23 protein-coding genes are annotated in these 24878 nt (G+C 46.2%); 9 read left to right on the forward strand and 14 right to left on the reverse strand.

Annotated elements, in window-relative coordinates:
• Positions 1-31 precede the first annotated feature (31 nt).
• Positions 32-919, reverse strand: a complete 888-nt coding sequence (locus tag VPR01S_RS10400; RefSeq protein WP_021705285.1) for a LysR family transcriptional regulator — start codon at positions 917-919, stop codon at positions 32-34.
• 248 nt (positions 920-1167) lie between these two features.
• On the opposite strand from VPR01S_RS10400, the gene VPR01S_RS10405 reads away from it, so the two are divergent.
• Positions 1168-3303, forward strand: a complete 2136-nt coding sequence (locus VPR01S_RS10405) for a TonB-dependent hemoglobin/transferrin/lactoferrin family receptor (RefSeq protein ID WP_021705286.1) — start codon at positions 1168-1170, stop codon at positions 3301-3303.
• Between the two features lie 360 nt (positions 3304-3663).
• Here VPR01S_RS10405 and VPR01S_RS22250 read toward each other — a convergent pair whose 3' ends face one another.
• From VPR01S_RS22250 to VPR01S_RS10420, 4 genes are all read right to left on the reverse strand, one after another.
• Entirely contained in the window at positions 3664-3915 is a 252-nt protein-coding gene (locus tag VPR01S_RS22250; protein WP_021705288.1) for a hypothetical protein, read from the reverse strand.
• Positions 3875-5617, reverse strand: a complete 1743-nt coding sequence (locus tag VPR01S_RS10410) for an SgrR family transcriptional regulator (RefSeq protein WP_021705289.1) — start codon at positions 5615-5617, stop codon at positions 3875-3877. The genes VPR01S_RS22250 and VPR01S_RS10410 overlap by 41 nt, the downstream gene beginning before the upstream one ends.
• Positions 5618-5694: 77 nt before the next feature.
• The gene (locus VPR01S_RS10415) at positions 5695-5928 is read right to left on the reverse strand and encodes a DUF3389 domain-containing protein (protein WP_021705290.1); all 234 of its coding nucleotides are present in this window, start codon (positions 5926-5928) and stop codon (positions 5695-5697) included.
• Positions 5929-5930: 2 nt separating this feature from the next.
• Positions 5931-6377 (reverse strand): hotdog fold thioesterase, encoded by a 447-nt coding sequence (locus VPR01S_RS10420; protein WP_021705291.1) that lies wholly within the window; start codon positions 6375-6377, stop codon positions 5931-5933.
• 84 nt (positions 6378-6461) lie between these two features.
• Between VPR01S_RS10420 and VPR01S_RS10425 the strand changes: the two genes are divergently transcribed.
• A complete protein-coding gene (locus tag VPR01S_RS10425; RefSeq protein ID WP_021705292.1) occupies positions 6462-7250 on the forward strand; it encodes a M48 family metallopeptidase in 789 nt (262 codons plus the stop codon).
• Positions 7251-7284: 34 nt separating this feature from the next.
• On the opposite strand, the gene VPR01S_RS10430 is transcribed toward VPR01S_RS10425, so the two are convergent.
• The gene (locus tag VPR01S_RS10430; protein ID WP_040902582.1) at positions 7285-8367 is read right to left on the reverse strand and encodes a site-2 protease family protein; all 1083 of its coding nucleotides are present in this window, start codon (positions 8365-8367) and stop codon (positions 7285-7287) included.
• Between the two features lie 252 nt (positions 8368-8619).
• Here VPR01S_RS10430 and VPR01S_RS10435 point away from each other — a divergent pair, with 252 nt between their 5' ends.
• Positions 8620-9192 (forward strand): PhnA domain-containing protein, encoded by a 573-nt coding sequence (locus VPR01S_RS10435; protein ID WP_021705294.1) that lies wholly within the window; start codon positions 8620-8622, stop codon positions 9190-9192.
• A gap of 409 nt (positions 9193-9601) precedes the next feature.
• Here VPR01S_RS10435 and VPR01S_RS22785 read toward each other — a convergent pair whose 3' ends face one another.
• The 3 genes from VPR01S_RS22785 to VPR01S_RS10450 form a co-directional block, all read right to left on the reverse strand.
• A complete protein-coding gene (locus tag VPR01S_RS22785; protein ID WP_021705295.1) occupies positions 9602-9790 on the reverse strand; it encodes a hypothetical protein in 189 nt (62 codons plus the stop codon).
• A 286-nt stretch (positions 9791-10076) separates the two neighbouring features.
• A complete protein-coding gene (locus VPR01S_RS10445; RefSeq protein ID WP_021705296.1) occupies positions 10077-11036 on the reverse strand; it encodes a TerC/Alx family metal homeostasis membrane protein in 960 nt (319 codons plus the stop codon).
• Between the two features lie 495 nt (positions 11037-11531).
• The gene (locus tag VPR01S_RS10450) at positions 11532-13268 is read right to left on the reverse strand and encodes a bifunctional metallophosphatase/5'-nucleotidase (RefSeq protein WP_021705297.1); all 1737 of its coding nucleotides are present in this window, start codon (positions 13266-13268) and stop codon (positions 11532-11534) included.
• 299 nt (positions 13269-13567) lie between these two features.
• Here VPR01S_RS10450 and VPR01S_RS10455 point away from each other — a divergent pair, with 299 nt between their 5' ends.
• Positions 13568-15199: an ATP-dependent endonuclease gene (locus VPR01S_RS10455; RefSeq protein WP_021705298.1), complete on the forward strand. Its 1632-nt coding sequence runs from the start codon at positions 13568-13570 to the stop codon at positions 15197-15199.
• 108 nt (positions 15200-15307) lie between these two features.
• Here the strand turns inward: VPR01S_RS10455 and VPR01S_RS10460 are convergent, their stop codons facing one another.
• Complete coding sequence (locus VPR01S_RS10460) at positions 15308-15802, reverse strand: DUF1097 domain-containing protein (RefSeq protein WP_021705299.1); 495 nt, start codon at positions 15800-15802, stop codon at positions 15308-15310.
• Positions 15803-16068: 266 nt separating this feature from the next.
• Positions 16069-16974: a LysR substrate-binding domain-containing protein gene (locus VPR01S_RS10465; RefSeq protein ID WP_021705300.1), complete on the reverse strand. Its 906-nt coding sequence runs from the start codon at positions 16972-16974 to the stop codon at positions 16069-16071.
• 223 nt (positions 16975-17197) lie between these two features.
• Between VPR01S_RS10465 and focA the strand changes: the two genes are divergently transcribed.
• On the forward strand, positions 17198-18649 hold the full coding sequence (gene focA, locus VPR01S_RS10470) for a formate transporter FocA (RefSeq protein ID WP_021705301.1): 1452 nt from the start codon (positions 17198-17200) through the stop codon (positions 18647-18649).
• Positions 18650-18728: 79 nt separating this feature from the next.
• On the opposite strand, the gene VPR01S_RS10475 is transcribed toward focA, so the two are convergent.
• From VPR01S_RS10475 to VPR01S_RS10485, 3 genes are all read right to left on the reverse strand, one after another.
• Positions 18729-19298, reverse strand: a complete 570-nt coding sequence (locus VPR01S_RS10475) for a YceI family protein (RefSeq protein WP_021705302.1) — start codon at positions 19296-19298, stop codon at positions 18729-18731.
• The gene (locus VPR01S_RS10480; protein ID WP_021705303.1) at positions 19295-19834 is read right to left on the reverse strand and encodes a cytochrome b; all 540 of its coding nucleotides are present in this window, start codon (positions 19832-19834) and stop codon (positions 19295-19297) included. Before VPR01S_RS10480 ends, VPR01S_RS10475 begins: the two co-directional genes overlap by 4 nt.
• Positions 19835-20110: 276 nt before the next feature.
• Complete coding sequence (locus tag VPR01S_RS10485) at positions 20111-20359, reverse strand: DUF2164 domain-containing protein (protein ID WP_040902561.1); 249 nt, start codon at positions 20357-20359, stop codon at positions 20111-20113.
• A 244-nt stretch (positions 20360-20603) separates the two neighbouring features.
• Here VPR01S_RS10485 and VPR01S_RS10490 point away from each other — a divergent pair, with 244 nt between their 5' ends.
• The 4 genes from VPR01S_RS10490 (at position 20604) to dcuC (ending at position 24840) form a co-directional block, all read left to right on the forward strand.
• On the forward strand, positions 20604-21239 hold the full coding sequence (locus VPR01S_RS10490) for a hypothetical protein (protein ID WP_021705305.1): 636 nt from the start codon (positions 20604-20606) through the stop codon (positions 21237-21239).
• Between the two features lie 67 nt (positions 21240-21306).
• On the forward strand, positions 21307-22095 hold the full coding sequence (locus tag VPR01S_RS10495) for a lipase family protein (protein WP_021705306.1): 789 nt from the start codon (positions 21307-21309) through the stop codon (positions 22093-22095).
• A 295-nt stretch (positions 22096-22390) separates the two neighbouring features.
• Positions 22391-23182: an EAL domain-containing protein gene (locus VPR01S_RS10500; RefSeq protein ID WP_021705307.1), complete on the forward strand. Its 792-nt coding sequence runs from the start codon at positions 22391-22393 to the stop codon at positions 23180-23182.
• Between the two features lie 290 nt (positions 23183-23472).
• Positions 23473-24840: an anaerobic C4-dicarboxylate transporter DcuC gene (gene dcuC, locus VPR01S_RS10505; RefSeq protein WP_021705308.1), complete on the forward strand. Its 1368-nt coding sequence runs from the start codon at positions 23473-23475 to the stop codon at positions 24838-24840.
• Positions 24841-24878: the final 38 nt, after the last annotated feature.

Here is a 24878-nt window from a genome sequence, read left to right on the forward strand (position 1 = left end):
GGTAATGTGTCAGGCAAAGACGCCGCAGAATTCAGGCCAGTTTCCAATTTTTTTTCAGATACTGGATACACCAAGACTTTGCTTCACCAATTTTATTGCGTCGCCATGCCAGAATAATTTCTATACCGGTTTCATCCGTATCCGCGATTTGCTTTAACTTTCCTTGTTCAATCAAGGGCTGAGCCACATGAGACGGCAAGGTTCCGATCCCCAGACCACCGGTCAGGGCTTCTATTTTGGCACTAAAACTGGTAACGGTCAGACGTGGCTGGCGCTGCAAAATGTTCACACTCATGGCGGGTTGTTCTCTGGCGGTATCCGCGATGGCGATCACACGATATTTTTCACGTGCTGTATCGTCAAACGGCCCCGAACGCTTATGCACATAATGATCGCTTGCTGCCACCCAAATCATACTCATTTCACCGATAGTTTCGGCTTTCACATCATGGGGCAAAGAATCGATTCTTGGGCAAACCAGCAGGTCAGCGCGGCCCTCAGCCAGAGATTCCCAGCAGCCCGCCAGGATTTCCTCCTGTAAACGCACTCGTGTTTTGCTCACATTGCCTAACGCATCAACCATAGGGAAAAAGTTGTGAATCGGAATGATGCCATCAAATGCGACGGTGATGTCGAGTTCCCAACCATTTGCCAGCACACTGGCATCATGCACCAGCTTTTCGGTTGCAGTCAGAATAGCCCGGCCCCGCTCAAGGATAAGCTTACCGGCGTCAGTAAAGCTCGCCCGATGTCCCGAACGATCAAAGATCATAATATCCAGATCTTGTTCAAGCTTTTGAATCTGATAGCTCAAAGATGATGGGGCTCGATTAAGCTCTGTTGCTGCCGCAGCAAAACTTCCTCGCCTGTCGATAGCGTCAAGTATATGCAGTGCTTCAAGCGTAATTGGACTTTGCAAGTTCGGCTTCCTTATTGAGTGATCGATTATTTTATGTGACTCTAATCACACATATGACTTGGTTTTATACTTATAACTTATGACATTCATTTTCTAAGTCAATGTAATAAAAGCAGATTACAGAATGTCAGTTCAAACTTAAAGAACAAATTTAGCCCTACGCAAATGCAAACGATAGTAATTATCATTTAGATCTAATAGAATGACGCCCGTTGTTTCTACCTGAATTGGATTTAAGGTAATTATAAATGTATAAAAAATCATTGTTGTCTGCGTCAATTCTGATCGCACTTTCTCCTTCAGCCTTCGCGGAAGACTACTCACTGTTTGATGAAGTTGTGGTTTCGGCAACCCGAACAGAACAAAACAAAAAGGATGTCTCCTCTTCCATTGAAACCGTTTCATCTGCTCAAATCGACGACACCCTAGCCACTGACCTCAAACAGGCGTTGCAATACACGCCTGGTGTCGAAGTGGAAGGTTCGGGCCGATTTGGCATTGCTGGTTTTAATATTCGTGGTGTTGAAGGCAGTCGTGTAAAAACTATGGTTGATGGCGTACAGCAACCTGTACCGTACAACCCTGGTGCCAGTGAACAACGCAAGTATCCCAATGCTATCGAAGTGGACACACTACAGAATATAGAGATCAATAAAGGCCCCTCTTCAACTCTATACGGTTCTGATGCCATGGGAGGTGCGGTTCTGTTGAGAACCAAAAAACCTGATGATGTCTTAATCACCGACGGAAATGAGCATCGATTTGGGATCAAATCCGGTTACATGTCCGCCAATGAAGAATACAAAACCACACTTACCTGGGCGATGCGTCAGGACAAGTTAGAAACGTTGTTGATGGCAACATACGCTCAAGGCCACGAAACTGAAACACACAGCTCTGGAGCAGACATTGAAGGACCAGACAGAGGCGCCGCAAATCCGGCTGACAGTAAGCTTGGTAACCTCCTCGCTAAAGCATTTTACCAAGTGAATGATGACAACCGTGTCGGCCTGACGGTTGAGTATTACAACAAACGCTATGATGAAGATGAACTGAACTATAACGGCTATAGCATCATGCCTGGGTTCACGTATACGGATAACTACAATAAAGATACCAATGAACGACTGCGTGTTGGCTTCGAGCATCAGATGATGATGAACACACTGCTTGCTGACTTGCTAAACTGGTCTGTTAACTATCAGGATTCGAGTTCACTGAATAAAAACTACGACACAACCCCTTTTAACGGTCGCCGTATGCGCGAACGAGAAGCCTCAGACAAAACCGTCCAGTTTGACACTCAGCTGTCCAAACTGGTTGATATTCTGGGGAATGCACACGAGTTCACCTACGGCATGAATTACCTTTACAATCAGTTTGAGCTTGATAATACGGATCACAAACTCGATGCCGGTACCGTATCTCCCGGCAGCACAGGCATTCCCGATGCCAATGTCACGCAATGGGGTTTGTTTGTTCAGGATCAGGCGTATTTCCTACAAGACAAGCTTATCCTGACCGCAGGCCTGCGTTATGACAACTTTAAGGCAGATCCTTCAACAGACGATGGTTACACAACCTCGTACAAGGCGAATAAAGACGATGCCTTTACCGGTCGTCTAGGATCGGTCTACCACTTGAATGATCAGCTTTCGGTATTTGGCCAGATCAGTCAGGGCTTTAAAGCACCGACTGTTTACGATCTTTACTACTTTTACAATCAAGGTGCGATCATCGAAGCCAACCCAGACCTGAAAGCAGAAAAAAGCCTGGCCTATGAAATGGGTTTCCGTGGACAAAACCCGTCTGCCAACTTCGAAATTACCGCTTTCTATAATGATTACCGTGATTTCATTACGGAAGAAAAAACCGGTGAAGAAGGCGGAAAAGACGTCATCACGAAGAAGAACCTAGACGAAGTGCGCATTTACGGTGCGGAATTTAGCACCACTGTGCATTTAGACAGTGCATTTAACGCGCCACAAGGAATGTATACACGGCTGTCCATAACCTATGCAGATGGTGAAGACAAAAAAACCGGCAACTCAATCAATAGCGTAGCCCCACTCACTGGTGTTGTAGGGCTTGGATTAGAGCGAGATAATTATGGCGCGATAGCGAACGTAAAAATGGTCGCCAGCAAAGATGACTGGCAATCTGAAGATAACCTGGATGTCGCGGGTTACACCACTGTGGATATGACCGGCTATTACAAACCGATGAAAGATCTGACACTGCGCGCTGGCTTGTTTAATGCTTTAGATAAGAAATACTGGCTGTACAATGATGTATCAGGCACAGATAGCCACTCAACCTTCAGCAAAGACATTAAGTCGCAGCCGGGACGCAATTGGGGTATCTCGGTAGACTATCAATTCTGATAGCAGAAACAAAAAAGCCAGCGCAATGCTGGCTTTTTATTGTTTTCATTCGAAAGGAAAAGATAAAATGATGAATGAAATCAATTATTTTGAGCTCGCCATCTCTTTTTTAACCATCACAGCAGAAGCAATGATGAAAGCGATGATTAGACCTAGCTCCATGAGCAACACCTCAGTATGGACAGTAATATTAAGGGCTTCTAACTAGAAACAAGGTTAGTCTAACACCTTTACAAAAATAAGATACCTGTTAACGAGATTTTTACGATTTTTATCGACGTAGATCAAAAAGCACTATGAGGTTCCTATTTTCAACATTTATCCTCTGGCAGAAGTCGCACAAAACGCTACAAAAATTAACTATTTCATGGTGACTTTCCCGCCCACCATTTTAAAGGCAGGCGTCCCACGGATCAGAGTTTGCCGAGCAAATTCCAGTCCGCATCCCGGGCAGATACAAGGCATTTTTGTATAGTCATAAACAATTCGCTCAATAAAGCACTTTACCAGCGCGCCCTTTCCCCCTTTCCGGTATTTATAAAGTTGGGTTTTGCATTGACTGCAAAAGATATTAACCGTTTTCGTTGGTTGTTTCTTGTTTGGCTTTGCCATCCAACTGCCCTCCCAATAGTTCCGGTTTTACCCATACCTGGCTGAAATCAAACCAACCAAGTGCGTTACATTTTGCATTTTGCAGAGAGCCACACTGATCTTTGCTGACTCCAAGCCAGCAATGAAACATAGGAACAATTTGCATCTGCTCGACCAGTGACTTCGCCAGCGCCTTAGCAGGAAAGAGCGTGTGTGCCTTCGCACGCCATTCATCCACCAGCGTCGACCAATATTCAAAATCCTCCGGTTTACTTAGAGCTTCTATATCACTGTAGTCGAGCAGCCAACCAGCTAACGCGTCGTCTCTGTGATTTGCGATCCCCATCGGTTTAATCCAGATATCTACATCTCGCGTATCTGCAACCGTCAGATCATATTTGATCAACTCCACCTCGAGACGATCTCTTCGCAGAGTGCTCTCGATCAATTTAACCAATGTAGGAAACATCGGGTGTTGTCCGTGATAAGCAATGGTGATTTTCTTCACCCCTGGCGGCAAAACATTGTCGTCAGCCAGTGTTTGGTGATACCAGCCCGGTTTTAACCCGTGAGCAGGAAGTACCCCCAGCTCCACGATCTTGTCTTGCGGAAGCTGCCTGAACAGGTTAAGCGTATTGAGTTTATTACATAAGTACGATGCCCAGCTATCGTCCGCGGCGGCACCATTTTTCCGGTTCAACAACAGATAAGTACAACCAGGATCGAGGTCGACCTCGTCACTGAACGCATTCCCTTCCGGTTTAATCGGGCTGCTTAAACTTGGGAAAATCATGGACGAATGCACTTCATCAATCACCCAAACTTCCACACGGTCGAGCAATGGACGAAAACCGAAGTAGCTATCAAATGCCTGTAAAATCAGACGCTTTTCGTCATTTTGAATAACTTTATACGGCCCTGTGCCAATCGGAAACTGATCAAAGTTTTCTGCTCGTTCAGATTCAGGAAGTAATATTTTGGCGCACGCTTCTGCCAACATAAGTGGTAAAGCATGATCTGGCTTGCTCAGATGGATATCGACAACCCACTCAGACGGTGAGTCAACGGTATCAATATGATCAAACAAGCGCGTGGTTTTTAATGTTTCGAAATTACTTTTTATGACATCGACAGACAGCAGATGGCCGTTATGGAATCGCACCCCGGGCCGGATATAAAAACGCCAATGAATGGCGCTGATTTGCTCCCAGCTATGTGCTAAGTCGGGTTGTAACTGTTCGCTTTCGTCTAGGCGAGTCAACCCACTGAATATCTGACGGGCAATGTGTTGCTCTGAACGGCGCATTTGTTTGTACGGGTTCAGCATCGACAGTGGTCGGTAGTAAGGTAGCCTAACCACTTGTAAGCCTTCTTGATGCTGAACACCAAGATAGCTTTCAACAACCTGGGCCAATTTGGCTGGGTCGTCATCCAACACCCTCAAGGCCTGACCGATTTTTCCTTCTTCCAGGTAACGCCGCGCCAGGTTTTCACTGACATCCGTCCGACTACGCTTAAAAATCAGTTGCGAGAGTTTTCCCCGTCCTGGAGAAGGATGCCACTCAATCCACCCTTCTTCCTCCATTTTGTTCAGTACGATACGGGCGTTACGACGGGTACAAAACAGAATATCGGTAATTTCTTCCAACTGAACACCACAATCTTTTCCGTCATAGTGCTCAAATAAAGTCTCAAACTGGACTCTTAATCTTGGACTTCCCATAAAGAGGAAAACTCACGTTAGTTATAATTTACTCTAGTTTCCTTATTTTAGTCCGGTTATGCAATAAGTGCCGGAAATTACTCAATATCACACCCGATCTCAGTGGCGATATCGCGCAGTTGTTGTTCGTTATCAAGCTTAATCGACCACTTGGTTTCACTCCCGACCGCAGAAATAACGTTCGCACCGCGTCCAATCAATTGAATCGCATCGGTTTGTGCATGCAATGTCGTTCGGTGATCGCCAGCCAGGCGGATAACCACTTCATGGACAGTCACAATAACTTTGCCAGATGAAAACTCAATGATCATAGTTACACCTTAAGTTGCTGTTTCGTGTTGCGAGTCTTTTTGACAGCAATAGTCAGACGACTGGTACACACCAAGCGACTACGCTCATCAGTGATCTCAATTTGCCAAACCTGAGTCGACACACCGATGTGGATAGGTTTCGCAGTTCCAGTGACGTAACCAGATCGCATCGAACGAATGTGGTTAGCATTAATATCCAACCCAACACAGTAATTGTCGTCATCCACACAGAAATTTGCAGCAACAGAGCCCAGCGTTTCAGCCAGTACAACCGATGCGCCGCCATGCAGCATTCCCAGAGGTTGATGAGTGAAATGACACACAGGCATCGTCGCAGAGATGCTTTCTTCACCGATGTCGGTGTAGACGATCTGAAGATGCTCCATCATCGTATTTTTGTTTGTAGCGTTCAGACGTTCCAGACTGATAGGACGTTTCCAGATACTCATTCGTTTTGTCCGTCTTATGGTATTTCTGTCTATTCTAACAAGATGTTATGATTGTCCAAAAGTGAATTGCATATGGAGACTGCCATGAAAACATGGACAAAGCTAGCGGTGTTGGCGGGAGCAGTAGGCTTGACTGCGTGCAGTGCCTCTCCAACTGGACGAAACCAAATATTGCTGTTTTCTGATCAAGATATGAGTTCGTTAGGCTCTCAATCATTCGAACAAATGAAACAGGATCAAAAGATCAGTAAAGATGCGAAGACCAATGCGTATGTCCAGTGTGTTGCGAAAGCGGTAACGTCTCAAGTTCCACCACAAGCCGGATTCCAAAACTGGGAAGTGGTCGTGTTTGACAGTGAACAGGTCAATGCATTTGCCCTCCCAGGGGGGAAAATCGGCGTATACACCGGGCTACTGGGCGTGGCTAAAAATGAAGACCAACTCGCCACCGTTATTGGCCATGAAATCGCCCACGTTTTGGCTGAGCATAGCAACGAAAGGCTGTCACAAAGCCAACTCGCTAACACCGGGTTGCAGATCACCAGCGTTGCTCTCGGCGCTTCCAATTACGCTCAGTACAAAGGATTAACGATGGCGGCACTCGGAGTTGGTGTTCAGTACGGTGTGATCCTCCCTTATGGGCGGACTCAAGAGTCGGAAGCCGATGTAATGGGGTTGGATCTCATGGCCAAAGCGGGCTTCAATCCAAACCAAAGTATTGAATTATGGAAGAACATGGATAAAGCCTCGGGTGGTAAGCAGCCTCCGGAGCTGCTTTCAACACACCCTTCCCACAGTACACGAATTAAAGACTTACAGGATACAATCAAAAAGTTACCCGCGTATAATGTGTCGCATCCTAACTGCGGCTAGTCAAAAAAGGGAGCTGTCCGCTCCCTCTTTTTGTTTACGTGCCAAGTATCTGCATTGGCAGAGACAACAAAGCATCGCCCGTCGAAGCGAAATACCAAATAATGCCAACCAATGCGGCAACCAGCCCGATGTACCACACGGTGGAGACTATTTGGCCGTAACGATCCAGAGGTAATAGGTGACTATGGTGTCTCCCCCGCCACTCCAAAAAGATTTCGATGCTGCCCATGATCAGCAAAAAGCCAAATAGCGTCAGCCCCAGCGAATAGCTCAGTATTACACCTCCCACTGCGGCAAGCGCACAGATCACAATCCCGGCCACGCTATTCATTGAAAAACTGATACTTTTTAATACATGACCGCCATCAAGTGGCAAAATCGGCAGTAAATTAAACAGGTTTAAAAAAGCGTTAAACGTGGCAAGCCCAGCGAAAAACAGGTTGCCGGTAACCCAGTAGGCAACCATCAGCAACAGAGACAATATCAGGCCGAACAAAGGCCCCATAATGGAAATCACCACATCTTGCCAGCGTGTGTTAATTTTCTCATCTGATAACGCCAGCCCACCCAGAAAAGGGACGAGATAGATGCCTTTGGTTTGCATACCAAAGTATTTCATGGCACGAATATGTCCGTATTCATGGAATACCAGACACACGATTAACGCTAAAGCAAACTGAAAGGAAAATAACCAGGAATATGCCGCTAAGCTCGCGGAAGCGAGAACGACTTTAATCAATTTCGCGCTTTTCAGAGCTTTCATTCCCAGAGAAATCAGACCAATCAGACTAAAGCGTTTTTCGCTGGGTGGCGGTGTGTGCGGAGTCTGACGTTCAATGTCTTTTTCGTTTCTCGCGCCCTGGCATACTGTCTCTCCATTAACCGTCGCAGAATACTCAATATTGAAGGGTTGCCAATTCAAACTGACATCGACAGCACACACCAACTCGTGCTCCCCGGCAATCAGGTTAAATTGATGAAAACTCTGGTGTCCGCGCTCAGCATCCGCATTCAATTGAGAAACAAGATTGTTATCCCAAAAAAGTTGCTGCCATCCGGCCATTGAGCCTTCCAGACGCAGAGACTTACCCAAAAATTCTGTTGAAAATAGTTCCAATGTCATCACTCTGGTCATGTTTAACCCACTTATTATGCCTGTCGGTCCCTGTCTGGTAAAGCCAACCACAAAAAGTGACAACGCAACAAAAGGACAAGCATTTCATTATAAAACAGAGGGTTATTAGGCATAAATACTGAACGTATTTGTGTATTTTACGTAACAATCGCGTCGTAATCGTCCCAATACCCCTTTATTTTCTGTGCGTAAAGTGGATAATACCGCCTCACAATTTTTATTAGGTGGGTAACTATGTCTACTGAAACAACTCTATTAGAACGCTGTGGCTCAAAATGCGAACTGTGTGGTGCAGAATCTCCTCTTGCGCCATTTGTTGTCGCTCCACACTCTCAGATTACTGTCGATCATGCAGTGATACTGTGCGATACCTGTAAAGGTCAAATCGAAAACCCAGAAACGGTAGACGTAAACCACTGGCGCTGTCTGAACGACAGTATGTGGAGCCAGGAAGCTCCGGTACAAGTTATGGCATGGCGTCAGCTTAAGCGTCTAAGCGCTGCTGGTGAAGGCTGGGCGCAAGACTTGGTTGACATGATGTACATGGACGAAGAAGTTGCTAAATGGGCGGAGCAAGGTCTGGATGAAAACCAGGAAAAACCGCGTGATGTCAATGGCGCTGAACTGAAAAAAGGCGACGATGTTACTATCATCAAAGACCTGCCAATCAAAGGCTCAAGCCAGGTGATTAAACAAGGCACGGTTGTTCGCAACATCAACGTTTCTGACACGGATCCAACCCATATTCAGGGCAAGGTGAACGGTCAGGCAATGTATGTCATTGCAGAATACTGCCGTAAGAAATAATGTTTAAAAGGCGCTTCGGCGCCTTTCATTCCAGCACGCTTCGCTTACCCCCCTCCGAACCGGACGAATTTCACCTGGATGAGTCAGTCAGACAACAATCACTGCGCCTTGTTATTCCTTTTTTAACATAAACGGCTACTTCATCCTGCCGTTTTGTTGTTGTCGCCCCAAAGCGACAAAATCATGCTGAAAATGCATCCCTCTATTTTCACCGGCGTAAATCCATTCTGCGGCTCCAAGCGAAAACGTCACCCAAGCCAAAATAAATAGCTTTTTTGCTGTCCGTTCCCTTTCCTGTCGTCTCCAAAACAGATTAAGACCGTCAGGGGTTTTGGCTTCGCTTTCAAATAAAAAAACCAGCTCATTCGTGAGCTGGTTTTCGAGCTATCTATTGAGTCTGTCTGTGATACTAACGAGACAGGCCGATATCTCTTTGCAGGTGACCAGACAAATCACATGCGTGATAAGTACGTGGTGTATTGTCTACAAACAGAATATCCAGTAGATGTGCAATCAGTCCTTTGAAGTTAACCGCGTAGGTTTTTTTGTCCATAGAGGTGCTTGCAGCGATTGTGCTTATTTGCATTGCTTGAGCCATAATTGCCTCTCGGTTCAAATAGTTAACTTGTTTTGATGGGATGAATTCTAGGCGATGTTTCATTGGTTAAAAAATGACAAAATTTCAAAAACAAGATTAGTTTTTCTAATGAAACAATGTATTAACAGAGCGATTTTTTATTATCCTTAAAACATGAATAAGTATGACAAAATAACCGAAATCGCTTAATAAATTCTCACCCTGACAATTTGTGCCAATAAGAGTTAACAAAACGGTTACAAGAAAATTTGTTAACTCTTAATAAATTACCATCAATACAGGTAATCTACCTCTGCTGTTTGGCCGTTGCCTCAGCCTGATTCCGTTTGTCTTGGATCACCGATGCGATCACAGCAATCACCATGGTCACTAAGAGTACGGTCAGAGACAGAACGGTTGGAATCTCCCACTGAGTCCCGACCAAAAGCATCTTTACACCAATAAACATCATAATGAACGCCAACGCCGGTTTGAGATAAATAAACTTATCCATCATCCCCTGCAATACAAAATACAGTGAACGCAACCCCAACAATGCAAATACGTTTGCCGCCAAAACCAGGAACGGTTCGCGGGTGACTGCAAAAATCGCCGGAATGGAATCCAGTGCAAACATCACATCCATAAAGGCTATTACAACGACGACGATCATCATCGGTGTTACCATCCACGTCCCCTGCTCTTTAGTCCATAGCGCATTACCACGAAAGTCACTGGATACATGGGCAAACTTTCGTATCAGTTTTTCTGGCATTGGGCTGAGTTCTTCCTCACCTTTATCTATCGCCAGTTGAATACCTGTCCAAATCAGGAAGGCGGCAAACACATAAAGAAGCCAGTGATAGTCAGCCAGTAACTGAGCACCTACGGCAATCATGAGCGCTCTCAGGCAAAGTGCACCAACTACACCCCATAACAACGCACGCGGACACAGAGATTCAGGTACAGAGTATTGATGGAAAATAATCGCAAATACAAACAAGTTGTCGACGCTGAGTGACTTCTCTAGCAGATAGCCAGTAATGAAGGATACCGTGGCTTTTTCAGCTGAATAATTGCTGCCCGGCGCATAGAGATCCCAGAACAAATAAATGCTAGCGGCAAACAGGAACGCCAGAAGAAACCAGAACACACTCCAGACAACCGCTCTGCGAATGGTGATTTTTCCACCACGCGTCTGCCAGACGTCAAGCGATACGAGGAAGAGAGTCAATAGGCCGAAGCCCAGATAGGTCATTGGGGTCATGAGTCCTCCTTTGAGCGGAAGGATCCTGTTGGTGTAATCAACCGAGTTCAGAAACCGTCCGCAAACAACAATGGCTGATCAAACACGATCAACCTTGATTGCGTTGGTCTCGTCGAAACCACGTACTCAAAGAGACGAAGTTTATACTTACCGGATAGACAGAGGCCTAACGAGATGACGATAAGTAAACCAGAGGCGACTACTCCCCAAACAGGGCGAATTCTAATCCTCCGATGGCTTTACGTCTATGAAAAAATCAAAAAGGAGCAAGATTTCCTGCTCCTTTTTCATTAGGACAAAGATAAGATGAATTGTTGTTAATCAGATACCACCCATTGGTACCAGATAAACTAAGGCTGACCAGACACCGACCCATGTTACTACCAGAGCTATGTCAATCCAGTCGCGTCTCCACATATTTCCTCCGGTCATTCAGACAGTTCCTGATGAAATGAAACGCCGATCTAACCAGAGCAACAAGCGTGCCAGACTAGGTTATTTAATCACCACCTCAGTTTTGTCCTTTCTGTTTAGCTTGGTTGGCTCTACACTTAACAGCTCAATAAAACAATCCGCCATCGACACGCATGTGACCAGGCCATCGCCCTTCATGTTCAGTAATGCTTCATAGCCTTCCTTGCCCTTCATGGTATAAGCCGATGAAGTGCCGCGATAAAGCTTATCATATTCAATAGCTTGCCAACCTACGTTCGGCGAGTATAGCTTTAGATTGCAAATACGTTTTCCGGCTTCAGCGTTGGCATCATACTCGTAACTCAGATTAAACGTATAAGGGTACGAACCCGAACCAGTTCCTTCCACACCATTGTTAGTCGCATTATTGATGGCTCCTTCCAGCGCAGCGGCAACATCACGTCCTAGAACTTCGTATACACCGATCGGAACGGCAAACGGCAGTAACTTTCCGGCAATATCGGCAACCGAGACGTCACCGGCATTCAGCGAGTTACGCACCCCTCCAGCATTATGAATCGCGAACTGTACGTTCATTCCCCGCTGGTTCATGGCGAAGTGGAACGATTCTGCCACCAGAGGAGCCAACTGGCTCGGACCTTTATCATCTGGAATCCGCACATGCCGGAGCATGTCATCCGCGGTAGCAATGATTTGTTGCTGCAGTTTGCGTACGCGTGGAATGTATTTGTCCAGCAGGATCCCCTGAACGGTTTTATCTTTCTTGCACACGACGACGTTAGGATGGTTATTAAGATAATCACACGCCGCATGATGCGTTTCATCATCGCCGGTTTCACTCATGCTAGCGTCCAAAAATAATCGACGTCCCAACAACAATTCGTTCTGACCGTGAAATGCAGCAACTCGCCCGCTTGCATCAAAATCAATCATGCAATGACCGATGCTTAATGCATGATATCCGGCCTGTACAACATACGTATCGTTGATGCGAACACCGTATTCATCGTCTTTTTCAAGGCCAATGTCACTGAAATCGCCTTGAAGGCGGTGACTGTGGCCACCGACGATCAAGGATATCCCGTTCACTACCTCAGCCAGAGCCAAATCGGCGTCGTAGCCAAGATGGCTTAAAAGGATAATTTTATTGATGCCTTGTGCGTTGATCGCAGCAACCGTTCTTTTGGCCGTTTCGGTTGCATCAACAAAAGGTGTATCTGAATCCGGGTTAGAAATGCCCACCATTTTGTCGAGGGACAAACCAAAAATAGCGACCTTTTCGCCGTCAATATCTTTCGTTATCCAATCGGCCGTTGCTGTGTGTGGTTGATAACTGTGAACGCGCGGATGAGAACCTATTGTGGCAGCCTTACTCGGGCTTTCGTTGCTCAGATCCCAGTTGCCCGCTAGAAAAGGAAAACGGATACGTTCAACAAAATGCGCGACTGGTTCATTTCCCATATCCAGCTCATGATTTCCCAGTGTCATCGCGTCAATATTTAACGCATTGAGCATGTCGGCATTCGCCTTACCTTTAAACAGCGAAAAATACAGTGTCCCCTGGAAACAGTCCCCAGCATGCAGGAAAAGGAAACCGCGTTTCATCCGCACAGCATCATCACGAAGCTGACCCACGCGTGTGGCGATACGGGCAAAACCACCTGCACTGACATATGGATGAATGCGTTGACCGTGGATGGTCAGGTCTAACTGCAGTGACGTTGGTTCAAAATAGGAATGGGTGTCATTAATGTGTGCCAGTGTCAATCTCACCGGTTTATTGCTTTTTTGTGTCATATTCTTTCTCTTTTATTCCATTCCATCCTAGCGCACCGATCATGACAGAATCGTGACTTTTATGAAACGAGGATGCAAAGAAATTTATTTAAGCAGACGACTGACTGTATAACACCGACGTGCATCACAAGGTTCTGTGAGCTAAATATCTGCTTATATTGATTTTTTCAATTATGCTTAATAGTAAGCAACTAACTTGCTGTAAATGAACGTTGACATCGAGCGTGCCTTCTTTTTTTGCATCTCACCCGTCTCAGCGCCTTCGTTCGCAGCTCCCCGGAACAGCAAGGAATGTCAGTATGCAGTTAGATAGAGTAGAAATTTCAGGATTCCGTGGCATTCGTCGCCTGTCATTGTCGTTTGATGAGTTGACGACATTGATTGGCGAAAACACCTGGGGCAAGTCATCCTTGCTCGACGCCCTGTCCGTCGCACTGCCAGCGGATGGCGAACTTTATCAATTTGAGATGATGGATTTTCATGTCGATTACTCGATTTCACATCCTCAAACCCAGCATCTGCAAATTGTACTCAGCCTGATCGCCAGCGACAGGCATGAGTTGAAAGCCGGTCGATATCGAAGAATCAAACCATTGTGGGTCGAAGATCAAGACGGAAATCACCGGATTTACTACCGGATCAGTGCATCAAGAAACTTGTATGACATTACCACCACCTACGCGTTCCTAGATGCCAAAGGCAATCCCAAATCGTTACACCATGCTGACAAACTGGCAAAAGAGTTGATGAGCTTACATCCGGTGATTCGCTTGCGCGACTCACGCCGCTTTGATCGCCCAATCAGCTCCACTGACCCGGTTAACGCGCGTGTTGAAAAACGCATCAATAACACGTGTCGACGACTAATGGCGATTCCCGGACACGTGAACAAAGGCGAAATGAAAAGCAGTCTCGCATCGATGAACTCATTGATTGAGCACTACTTCTCTTTCAAAAGTCAAAGTCGTAAAAACCCGAGAAAACAACGGGACGGTGTGTTCTTCACTTCTTCGCCCAGCGACAGCAATCTAAGTAAAATTGTTGAAGAAACTCGCAACAAGCAGACCCGGCTGCTGTTAATGGGGCTGCTGAATGCTTATCTGCAAGCCAAAGGGCCCAATGATTTGCGTCGCTGCGCGCGGCCGCTATTGATTATTGAAGACCCAGAAGGCCGGCTTCACCCGACTCACCTGGCACGCGCCTGGAGTTTGCTGCAACTTCTGCCCATGCAAAAAATTCTGACCACCAACAGTGCCGATTTACTGCGTCAGTTGCCTTTGAATTCGATCCGGCGCCTGGTTCGTCAGTCAGACAGGACCGTCGCGACTTATTTGCCCACTCAACGGTTAGGCAAAGACGAATTGCGCCGCATCGGATTCCACATCCGCTTTCATCGCTCGGGCGCTCTGTTCGCCCGATGCTGGTTACTGGTTGAAGGTGAAACCGAAGTCTGGCTTTTTAACGAACTGGCGAATCAATGTGGTTACAACCTGGCAGCAGAAGGAGTACAAATCATTGAATTTGCCCAATCCGGGTTAAAATCTCTAATCAAGGTCGCAAAAGCCTTTGGCATTGACTGGCACGTGGTGACCGACGGTGACCCGGCAGGTAAAAAATACGCGCATACGGTCAGAAACATGCTGGGGCATGATCAGGAACGTCACCGGTTGACTGAGCTGCCGGACAAAGACATCGAACACTATTTATACGCCCACGGATTTGAAAATTTCTTCAAAGACATGGTGAAGATCCCGCACGACCATCCGATCCCAGCCAAAAAAGTGGTCACTCGGGTGCTCAAGAAGCACGCCAAACCGGATCTGGCTCTGGCCATCGTGTCGCATTGTGAAGAACGTGGCATGGAATGCATCCCACTTTTACTGCGCTGGACGCTTAAACGAGTCATTACCATGGCAAACGGCAACACTTAAGGTTGGCAAGCACCGAGCAAAAAAAGGCACTCCATCATGGAGTGCCTGTATCTAATATAATTGCAATGTGCTGATACAAATCAATCGGGGGTTAACCTCAAGCTGCCCTCACTGAGATTGCGTCTCAGCGACTACCTTTGAGCTCACTTTAGGTTGGGTTGATTTCTGGTGTAACCACAATCCTGAGGCTTTCATTAGATAACCAAACAGGCCACCTAGCAGCAGGGACGGCACCACAAGTTGCCAATCACCGCCAGCTGCGAATGTGGCACACGAACCAATAAACGTGCCCGGGATATACCCAAGCCAGGCTTGCTTAGCCTGAATACACATAAAGAAAGCCACAATCGCGGTAATCACATAACCCAGAATTTCCAGGCTGATATACTGCGACGATTTGATGATCACGATTGCCCAAAACACCCCCGTCATGTTGGTGAGCAGGCTTTCGCCCAAACCTTTCAGTCCACTATTTGGTGTAGCAAAGTAACTAGTGCAGCCCAGAAACCCAGCCCAGGAAAGTAAGCCCAATGACACAGCTATCCATCCCCAAACACCAGATAAAATTCCGGTAGTTAACGAAATAGCAACCAGTGTATTCATATATTCCTCGCGTGTGCCAACGACCCCATCAGGCCTGTGCAACATCAGTGAATCAAGCGAGAATATTAAAACCAAATCGAACAACTTTCCTGACAAAGATCACAATTAGAATTCAATTCGGACATAGGTTTTCATCATTATGTCTACGCAAACGTTTATTCAACATTTATCGTTATAAATATCGTATTCGAATCCATGACATGAATTGCAAATGGCTTCCATCAATTTTTTTGATGAATGGATACGCGGTGGTTATTACCCCCAACTTACAACACTGTAGGCTGCCCTTTCATCATTCTTAAACCTTCCCGTTTGATGCATTCAGCTAACGGGTTTTCAGCCATGTCCGAGCGCCAAATGAACGACAGGGTTCGTTCCATATCCAACTCAGGAACGTTAAGCGCGACCAGTTGGCCACTGTGAATAAATTTGGCTACATCCAGATAAGGCAAACAGGTCAGATAGGGGCCGTTGGCAACCAGAGAGCGCAGCACCGGTACGTGCTCGTATTCACGCCAGACATCCAAATCTTCAATCAAATGATGGATTGAGCTGTCAAAGACTTTGCGCGTACCAGAACCATGCTCACGCAACACCCATTTGGCTTGCTCGAGCTGTGCCAGACTGACCGTTTCTCGTTTGGCAAACGGGTGATGCGCAGATGCGACAACCGTAAGATGGTCGCGACACCACACCATTTGATGGAGGCGATTATCATCGCATCGCCCTTCTATCACGCCGAGATCGTATTTGTAGTCCAATACCCCCTGAATCACACCATTGGTGCTTTTCACTCCGAGAGAAATGCGCATTTCAGGAAAGTCATTATCAATAATACTGATGAGGTCAGGCACCAGATGTTCCGCTGGTGTCTGGCTGGCGCCCAGACGAATTTCACCACTGAGTAAGTGCTGCTCGTAGAACCCCATTTCGATCTGCTGGGCGTCTTGTAATAATCGTTTAGCTTTAGGTCGTAGCCACATCCCCCAATGCGTCAGCGCCATTTGTTTGCCCTGACGTTCGAACAGGGGCCGTCCGAGCATTTTTTCCAGTTGGGCAAGCGACATACTGGTCGCCGATTGTGTCAGTGCAAGCTTGTCTGCGGCTTGGCTGACGCTGCCTGTATCTGCGACGGCATCAAATACTGCAAGTTGTTTTAATGAGTACCGCACTGTCCATCCTTTTCCGTTGGTGATTTGACCTTGTTCTCATGCCTGATCATGAGCAAACGGTTTCATTGTAAGGTGAAAATCACCTATATCAATAATTTTGATAAGGTTTTTAAACATTATCAATTTTACCTCTATCGCTTCCCATCCTAATCTGCTCTGGCAAACGGACATAATGTCTTGTTTGAAAAGGAGGTAATAATGAAAAATAGATTAGGGAGTGCGTATGTCGACCACCCAATCCAATAACATCCAGTTGTTTTCTCCATCAGAGATGATGGCTGAAGCAGAAAAATTCGCGATCAGCAAGGCAAAAAAAACCAGCGGTATGACGCTGAGTTTAGCGGTGATGGCCGGTGCTTTTATCGGCCTGGCATTTCTTTTCTATATCACGGTGACGACAGGCAGTGGGAACGCTGGCTGGGGGCTAACTCGTCTGGTTGGCGGGCTGGCATTCAGCATGGGCTTGATACTGATTGTCATTTGTGGCGGTGAATTGTTTACCAGTTCCGTCCTCTCCTCGATTTCCTGGGCCAACAAGCAGATTAGCCTGCGCAAAATGCTGTCTATCTGGGGGAAGGTCTATCTGGGAAATTTCATCGGTGCAATGGCGCTGCTGTTTATCGTCTCAGGTGCCGGGTTGTATCAGATGGATCATGGTCAATGGGGTCTGAATGCGCTCAATATTGCCCAGCACAAATTGCACCACACCACTCTGGAAGCCTTTTTTCTTGGCGTCTTATGTAACCTGTTGGTGTGTCTGGCAATATGGCTGACCTTCAGCTCGGCTAACGCAATGACAAAAGCGGCGATGACCATTATGCCAGTGGCAATGTTTGTCTCCAGTGGTTTTGAACACTGTGTCGCCAATATGTTCATGATCCCACTTGGCATTACCATTCATGCCTTTGCACCTGAAAGTTTCTGGGCGCAACTGGGCCTTGAAGCAATGCAGTTTCAGGATCTAACCGTAGCGAACTTTATTACCGCCAATCTTATCCCGGTGACGTTTGGAAACATCGTAGGGGGCGCGGTTTTAGTCGGCTTAGCCAACTGGAGTATTTATCGACGACCGCAATTAAAGTCCGCGACCATCACACCTATCAGCACGACCACGACTATCACATCAGAAAAGGAAACCATTATGAGCTCAGAAGTTTCAGTCCGTGACATCATGAACATCCACCCTATCACGCTGAGCGCAGACATGCCGGTACCAGAAGCGATTGATAGCCTGCTCGATACGCATTTAACCAGCGCGCCAGTATGTGACGTGCAAGGACGATTAGTCGGCTTCTTTTCAGCACACGATGTCATGGTTGATCTGTGGTGCCAGGATTACATTCCACAAAAAGACCAGAAAGTTGTCGACCTGATGTCGCGAGATGTGATTGCAGTCAATGCAAATGACCGCCTGGTCGATGTTGTGGAATTCATGTGCATCGACAAAGAGCAGTTATACCCGACAAGCAGTATGGGCATCGCCACTCGCCTGACATCATTATCGTTGGAAGAGCGAGCTAAAGCGATGAAAGTCAGTAAACCGCAGTTGCTGCCTGTGCTGGACGATGGTGAGTTTGTTGGCGTGGTAACCCGTGAGCATGTATTGGCCGCACTACGACCCGTTTATGGCGAACGAGTTCAGCACCAAAGTGAAACCAAACTCGAACTGGCTTAACCGATTTTTGGTTGGGAAATAAGTCGCTTAACCAAAAAAGCCCCCGCAATGCGGGGGCTACTTGACAAAGCAAAATGCGTTATTGTTTCACGCCTTCCACATGCAGTTCCATGTCTACGTAGCTCGAATCACCCATTACTGCAATATTGAAATCTGCCAGTTCAAGACGGGTGGTGCCGTAGAAGCCTGCACGCTCACCGCCCCATGGATCTTTACCTGCCCCCACAAAGTGTGCATTGATTGTGATTGGTTTTGTTTGGCCATGCAGAGTCAGATCACCCATAACATCTAAGTTGCCATCACCTTTATCAATCACTTTCGTGCTGGTGAATGTTGCTGATGGGAATTTACCTGCATCAATAAAGTCTGAGCTACGGATGTGTTTATCACGCTCAGCATGATTAGAATCCAGGCTGCTGGTGTCGACCGTTACATTGACTTTAGAGGCTGCAATATTCGCTGGATCGTAAGAAAAATCGCCTTCAAACTTGTTAAAACGACCTTTGATAAAGCTGTAGCCAAGATGGCTGACTTTAAAGTTAACCGACGCGTGAGCGCCCTTTGAATCAATTACATAATCCGCTGCGCTTGCACCAAAAGGCAGTGCAACTGCCATAGCCAATCCGGTAGCAATTAACGTTTTTTTCATTTCGAAGCTCCTATCATTTTGCGTAGCGTGTTGTCTTTATCAATAAAGTGATGTTTGAGTGCCGCGACAGCATGCAGCGCGGCCAGTAAAATCAGAGCCCAGGCAGCGTAATAATGAATGGTACCGGCAGTATCTGCCTGACCTTCAAAAAACGCCCCCGCTCCTGGGACGGTAAACCAGTTAAATACATCGATTCCGCGACCATCTTCTGTCGAGATCAGATAGCCAGAAATAAAGATAACCAGCAGCAATAAATAAATCGCACTGTGGGCCAGCTTAGCCAGGATAACCTCGTAAGCTTTGCCCTCCACCTTTGGAGACAAAGTTACATGCTTCCAGACGATCCGGAAAATTGTGACCGCCGCTAATATGATACCAACCGACTTATGCCAGTGAGGTGCAGTTTTGTACCATTGACTGTAGTAAGTCAGATCAACCATCCACAAACCAACAGCAAACATACCAATGATGACGGCCGCTGATATCCAGTGGATTGCCCGTACCATCGCGTTATAGTTTTTAACTTCTGTACTCATTTTTAGTTTCCAAAATGTGCCCAGCGCCGAATGAGAATGTCTATCATAGCGATTTATCTCATTGGCGTAACACAGTATTTACCAATATTTACAATGTGGGAATATTAGTAACCTGAATAAGTTATTCAAATATTTCGAACAACTTTTCGCTCACTTGTGACAAGCCTAGATAGATCAACGAAAGGCCAATAATATTAACAAGTTAATCACTATTGTTTTTGTCTCTCATCTAAGAAAAAACCGCAGTCAAACATGTAACAAAGCGTTACATCATGGTTAATACTTCGAATCTTTCTCGATCGAATAAAAGTCATCGCTGATGTCCAACATTCTACGTTCCAGAGCACTCTTCGCATCCGAAACGCCCTTGTTATAAAACGCTGGCGCCAGTTCTTTGTTGATAAAGTCCACCAGAAAAAGCGCATCGAACTGTCCCAGTTCAGTATCGCACTCGGATTCAAGGAAGCGTTGCAGTGCTTCTGCCATGGCTTGTTTTTGTTCGTGGGTAAATTCAATCTCTGACATGCTCATTCTCTCTTAATGTGTAACGAAGGCTCTCTATTTTTCGCCTATCGGCTAAGTGATCAATTGACCCAATCCTAACAGTTTTCAGTCAGCAACTTGGACATAAGCGGGTTTGAATAACAAAAATTCGTGATGTAAATAACGGGAAAGATCATGAAGTTGCGAAATTTAGACGAGTGGTTTGAAATTTTTATGGTACGCTTTGCTGATATTGAGCATTGTGCTCATTTCGAGGAGATATGCGTTGCTACTGGATGTGCTGATTCAAAGTGTGAACGAATTTCAGGCTGACTGCATGGCGTTGTGCGAAAAACATTACCCAACCATACATAACGGTGGAATGAGTGAACATCACTTGGGGCTTGCCTTTGCCAGACGCCTTTCTCGTACGCTCCATGAGTTTGGTCACGGTTGCGAATACGCACCAATGGACATTCATCAGAACAACGATCTTCCCCACCATTACCGCGTCAGCTCAGATGCCGGCACCGTCTGGGTCCTGACCTCTCATCTGGTCAGTGCTGGAAACGGCTGTCGACACAAATTAATGAAACAAATTGGTTTATGGCAGCAGGAATACGGCTACGCCATTCAACCCAACGATTTATTGCTGCTGCTTTCCGATCATTGGATCAGCCGCAGTAAACAGAGCCGAGAACTTCTGCATTGGTGGACAGGACAACTGCCGGATGAACTTGACGACTACAACGCACAAGGAATCAGCCTGTACGAAAGTGACTCACTGCTGTCACAGATGCTTGAAGCGCAATACGCGCTTAGCCCCTACTACATTAAATTTTCTCATCCTTTGAAACGTTCCAACAATCAACAACTCGTGCGTAAATACATCCAACTTTACGCCGTGATTCAATGGAACTGATTTGTCATCAATCTTTCATGTGACGGTGTGACACTTAAGCCTAAGTCGATAAATTCAGGCAGGTTAAGTGAAAAAGCTCAAACGTTACCAATATGAGCGCTACGCCGTCCTATGCAATCTTGCTTACCAACGAGTCTTCAAACAAACCCGCTATGGTTTTTCTCCCACCGGACAGCGGATCATCAATAACCGATTCGGCAAAACCTACATTCGCGTTCTCTGGAGCAAAGAATCCGACGAAGTCATTATTGTCATTAAAGGTTCGCATAATATTTGGGACTGGCTACTCAATCTGGTGATGTGGAAGAAGCACTGTCGAAACTTTGGCTTGAGTTACCCCATTCACGCTGGCTTCCACTATTTGCTGACCCAAGAAAGTTTGCCAGCGCACAAAAACGACACCTTGGGTTTATCAGTTTTCGAGCGAGTGATGAGTATTGTCACTCCGTTGATTGAGCAAGGAAAGCGAGTCTCTGTTACTGGGCACTCGTCCGGTGGCGCAATAGGTTGTGTGATAGCCGACTACATTGAGCATCACTACCCGAAAGTGATTAAACGGGTTGTTACTTTTGGACAACCGGCTATTGGCGGTCTGCGCTTTAAACGACGTTATCTGTTAAGTCACAAAACTTATCGGGTATGCTGCGATCTCGATATCGTTACCTTTCTCCCTCCACTTCCTTTTTTCTACTGGCACGTCGGTAAAATTCTCTGGCTATACAACGGGCGGATTTACGAAAATACCCCAACACTGATACGACTAGGGCGCTCTCTCGGCTCCTGGCTGATTCGTCCGTTTTCATATCACTTAATGTCAAAATACATCCGGAATAAAGATTTCTTTGATGAAAGGTAGCGTGTTGCCTCATTCCACTATGATCCAAATCTCGTTTTTGAGACTTAATTACAAACACATCAAAACCTCTGCAGCACGATGAAGGCATTCGCTGTATGATTAAGTTATTCATATATCAATACAATCACCTGATAAAAATTCATCACTCTTGCTTATAATCTCAAACATAAGACAAAAAGAGTGAACGTTAAGAAAATGTTTTGCGTAAGATGAACGTAACCATAAATGGAATTGCTGGGTTACCGAACGTCAGACTTTATGTGAATAAACTTTAACTCATTAGTGATTTGGTCAAATGCTACTTGCCACTCGAAAACAGATTTTGCAGTACTTGTTTGTTGATGCTCAGGGACAGTTTTACGCGATATACAATGGACTGCGTGTGTCTAGCGTGTTTCAACCGATCTTCGATAAACATTTAAATGTTGTCGGCGTCGAAGCGCTGGCAAGAATCCACACGCTGACTGGCGAGTGCATGATGCCAGACACGATTTTTCTTGGCGAAGAAACCAACACGGAAGACAAAATCAATCTGGAATGCCTTTCTCGTGTCGTGCACATTCGCAACTATAGCCTCTCGACGTATAGAAATGTCGCCCTGTTTATTAATATGCTTCCCGCAGCCAGCGAACGATATGCGTATACCGACATTGAGTGCACTCTTCTGGCTAAGCGGCTAAAAGAACTCCAAATCGATGCCAGCAACATTGTGATGGAAATCATCGAAGCAAAATCTGAATCGGACGATCTGCTACAAAACGCCCTTCAGCGTATGCATGAGTATGGATTTAATATTGCAATCGACGATTACGGCGTCGAAGAGTCCAACGAGTATCGACTCAATCTGTTAAACCCACAGATCGTTAAGCTAGATCGCAGCCTGATGCAAGATTACGTGAACGGAACACAATCTCCATTGTTAAACGCGTTGACCACCATCCGCAATAAAGGCGCGAAGATCGTGGTAGAGGGCATTGAAACAGAAGCGCAGTTCAACGCCATGCGAGGCCTGAATATCGACATGTTGCAAGGCTACTACCTGGCTGAACCACAAGCCATCGTTCAAGGGCTCCAGCACGTCGGTTAATAATATCTAAATAGTAAAAACGTCTCTTTTACTCTGCCTCTTCGTTCAGTCTGGGCGTTGTGTCATTTTGATCAACTTAGCACTTTTTTATTGACACTTAAATCATCATTAACATTTCCCCTACCTCATTGAATCATCTTCACTTCTGAGTGTTAACACATTGGTTAATTTCTTGTTTTAGATCATGACAAGTTTAAGTAGCTCTCGTGCTACAAAACGCTTTTCTGTACATTTCGAGTCACAGTTTGAAACATTTTATTTATCATTTTCAGAATCTAACGGAGATATCTATGCTGGAGCTCTTGATTGGATTAGTAGTGACTGTGGCTGTCGGCTACTTCATCGTGAAAGGCTATAAGCCTGCCGGTGTCCTGCTAACCGCTGGTGTATTACTGCTTATTCTTACCGGAATTATCGGCCATACCGTTTTACCTGACTCCATTCAGTCTACGGGCAACATGCTGACCGATTCACTGGAGTACGTGAAATATATGCTCCAATACCGTGGTGGCGGTTTAGGCATGCAGATCATGTTACTGTGCGGTTTCGCGTCTTACATGACCCATATCGGCGCCAACAACGTGGTGGTGAAGCAGTTTTCGAAACCATTGTCGGTCATCAAATCTCCATATATCCTGCTTGTTGCTGCCTATATCGTGGCTTGTTTAATGTCCCTGGCCGTCAGCTCTGCGACGGGTCTCGGTGTGCTTTTGATGGCGACTCTGTTCCCAATGATGACTGCAATGGGCATTTCCCGTCCTGCGGCTGTGGCCGTGTGCGCCTCACCGGCGGCAATCATCTTATCGCCGACATCAGGTGATGTAGTTATCGCAGCGGAGAAATCCGGTCTGGCTCTGCATGTTTTTGCCGTGGAAACCGTATTGCCTGTCTCCATTTGCGCCATCATCGTGATGGCTATTGCGGCGTTCTTTTGGAACCAGTATCTGGACAAAAAAGACAATTCACTAATGGAGCGCATTGATGTCTCTGAAATTGAAGTCAATGCACCAGCCTACTATGCGGCTCTGCCTTTTCTTCCTATTATTGGCGTGTTCGTCTTTAATGGGGAGACTATCAAAGGCCTCTATCTTGACATCTATACCATCGTCGTTTTGTCGATTTTCATTGGTGCGCTAGTCGACTTTGTCACCAAACGTTTTGATGGACAAAAAACCCTCGACGACCTGGAATCTTGCTATCAGGGTATGGCGGATGCCTTCAAAGGTGTGGTCATGCTGTTAGTAGCTGCCGGGGTGTTTGCACAAGGCCTGATGTCTATCGGAGCTATTGACAACTTGCTTCATCTGGCAGAAACCGCCGGCGCTGGTGGAGTGGCTCTGATGCTGATCCTCACAGCCCTGACGGTGGCCGCAGCCATCGCCACTGGATCGGGTAATGCTCCTTTTTACGCATTTGTCGAACTGGCACCATCGCTGGCGGCCAAAATGGGCCTGAACCCTGCTTTTTTGATTATTCCAATGCTGCAAGCTTCGAATCTGGGCCGAACCATTTCCCCCGTGTCCGGTGTTGTGGTTGCCACGTCCGGTATGGGTCAAGTCAGCCCGTTTGAGGTCGTGAAACGTACTTCTGTACCCGTATTGTGCGGACTGGCCACTGTGATTATCGGTACTATGGTTCTCGTACCGATGTACGTCTAAATCACGTAACAACAAACAAAAAAACAAAGGCGCTCATT

This window comes from Vibrio proteolyticus NBRC 13287, assembly GCF_000467125.1.
Classification (GTDB): Bacteria; Pseudomonadota; Gammaproteobacteria; order Enterobacterales; family Vibrionaceae; genus Vibrio; species Vibrio proteolyticus.